Source organism: Mesorhizobium sp. M7A.F.Ca.US.005.03.2.1, from assembly GCF_003997795.1.
In the GTDB taxonomy this organism is placed as follows: Bacteria; Pseudomonadota; Alphaproteobacteria; order Rhizobiales; family Rhizobiaceae; genus Mesorhizobium; species Mesorhizobium ciceri.
This window is the reverse complement of the sequence record NZ_RZRP01001011.1, coordinates 1-2,061: the sequence shown is the minus strand read 5'-3', so window position 1 is coordinate 2,061 and position 2,061 is coordinate 1. Positions and strand designations below refer to the sequence as shown.

General features: G+C 61.8%; 3 protein-coding genes. 2 read left to right on the top strand and 1 reads right to left on the bottom strand.

The window, feature by feature from the left end; translation table 11 throughout:
• Positions 1-634 (top strand): LysR substrate-binding domain-containing protein (locus EN991_RS33915; protein WP_245461149.1); only part of this gene is annotated, 634 nt, incomplete at its 5' end.
• Between the two features lie 96 nt (positions 635-730).
• Here EN991_RS33915 and EN991_RS33910 read toward each other — a convergent pair.
• Positions 731-1,243 carry a DinB family protein gene (locus EN991_RS33910; protein WP_127370369.1) on the bottom strand — a complete coding sequence of 171 codons (513 nt, stop codon included), beginning with the start codon at positions 1,241-1,243 and terminating at the stop codon, positions 731-733.
• Between the two features lie 59 nt (positions 1,244-1,302).
• On the opposite strand from EN991_RS33910, the gene EN991_RS33905 reads away from it, so the two are divergent.
• A complete protein-coding gene (locus tag EN991_RS33905; protein ID WP_127367016.1) occupies positions 1,303-1,995 on the top strand; it encodes a glutathione S-transferase family protein in 693 nt (230 codons plus the stop codon).
• The last annotated feature ends 66 nt before the right edge of the window (positions 1,996-2,061 follow it).

The window sequence follows — 2,061 nt, the reverse complement described above, 5'->3', positions numbered from 1 at the left end:
CGATATCGGGATATTGCCGCTGTTCCAGCAGCAATATCCCGATATCGTGATGCGGGTCTCAACCTCCTACGCGACGCATGAGCTCACGGCCTCGGAATTCGATCTCGAAATCCGTTATGGCGACGGTCACTTTCACGGGCTGCAGTCCGATCTGCTGTTTCGCGAAGACCTGACACCGGTGTGCAGCCGCAAGCTGTTCCACGAAGTCCTCGGCGACAAGCGGCTGTCGAAGGTGACACCGGACGACCTCAAGCACTTCACCCTGCTGCATTCCGACACCTGCACCCAGAATTGGCAGTCCTGGCTTGGTTTCGCCGGCGCCAGCTTCGTGCTCAGCGAGACCAAGAGCATCTATTTCGACTCGTGCATGATGTCCTACGAGGCAGCCAATTCCGGGATGGGCTTTGCGGTGGCCAACCGTGCCTATATGGCCAGCGACATTCGCGCCGAAAGGCTGGTGGCTCCCTTCGCCGTCCATCATCCGAACACGGCTGGCTGGTATTTTGTCTCTCCGCTGAAAGGCCTTGCCGCACGCAAGGTCCAGTTGTTCAAGCAGTGGGTCATGGCGGAAGCGGCCCTGACCCAGTCCCAGTTGGACAACGAAATCAGGGGCGAGGCTTCGACGGCTGCCTGAATCCATCCGGTGCCTACTGATGCAAAGATGATGCTGCAGCACAAAATGCAGCGATGGTCGGCACAACCTTCGGACTGGCTACGCCAACGCCACCGATCAGGCGAAAGCCCTGCCCTCCTCGGTCCGCTGGAAAAGCATCAGGTCCAACCCCAGGCTTGGCCGTCCCAGGCTGGTCAGGATCGTATGCGCCTGGCCGCGATGGTGGGTCTGGTGGTTGAAGACATGGTCCAGCGCCGGCGCCAGCCTTTGCGAGACGGTGCGCATGTCCGAGACGGTCATGTAGGTGAACCGGCCCGTCAACGCCTTGTCATTGAGGCCGCCGACCCAATCGATGATCCGCCTGTCCTCGGCTTCACGCGCCGCCCGCAGGCCGGTCAACCCCCGATGCAGGATAGCGTCCAGTGTCGTCGGCGCGTCGCCCTCCCCGGTGAAGCGCTTCATCCAGATGCGGTCGGCAGTCAAAAGGTGGTTGAGCGTGCCCATCATCGAGCCGAAGAAGGCGCCGACATCGCGGTTGAATTCCTCATCATCGAGTTCGGCGGCGGCATCAAAGATGCGACCGTTGGCCCATTGATTATAGGCCGCAAACATCATGAAATGCTGTCTCATGGCTTCCCTCGGCTCGCGTCGATGCGGGGCCTACCTAACCCGCACGGGAGCCGCCGCCAATGACCATTCTGCTTTATGATCTCGTCGGACGCGACAGCACACGTCCGTTCAGCCCGCATTGCTGGAAGGTGGCGATGGCGCTTGCCCACAAGGGGCTCGACATATCAACCGTACCGACGCGCTTTCTCGAGGTGCCCGCTGTCGAGGGCGGCGTTTCGAAAACCGTTCCGGTGATCCGCGACGGCGAGACAGTCCTCGCGGATTCCTTCGCCATCGCGCTCTATCTCGATGAAGCCTATCCGGACCGGCCGACGCTGTTTGGCGGTGAAGGCGGCGAGGCGATGGCGCGCTTCATCGAACGCTGGTCGCAAGTGACCATTCATCCCTACGTGACCACCGCGGCCATCATGGACCTTCATGCCATGCAGGACGCGGAAAACGCCGTCTATTTCCGCCAGAGCCGGGAGCAGCGTCTTGGCAAGAGGCTGGAGGAGGTGAAGGCCGCCAGGGAGGCCGGGCTCGGCACTTTCAGAGCCTCGCTGGAGCCATTGCGCTCGATGCTTTTCTATCAGCCGTTCATCGGCGGCGCGGCGCCGCTGTTTGGCGACTATATCGTCTTCGGCGCCTTGCAATGGGCGCGCATAGCCTCGCCCTACCAATTGCTCGACGACGGCGACGTGGTGGCGCAGTGGTTCGCCCGCTGCCTCGACCTGCATGGCGGGCTGGGACGAAAGGTCGCCGCCGCGGCTTGACGCCGTAAAGCAGTAACTTACTTGGCCGCCTTCTTTGGCTAGCCGGCCTTCGTGGCAGACTTTGCC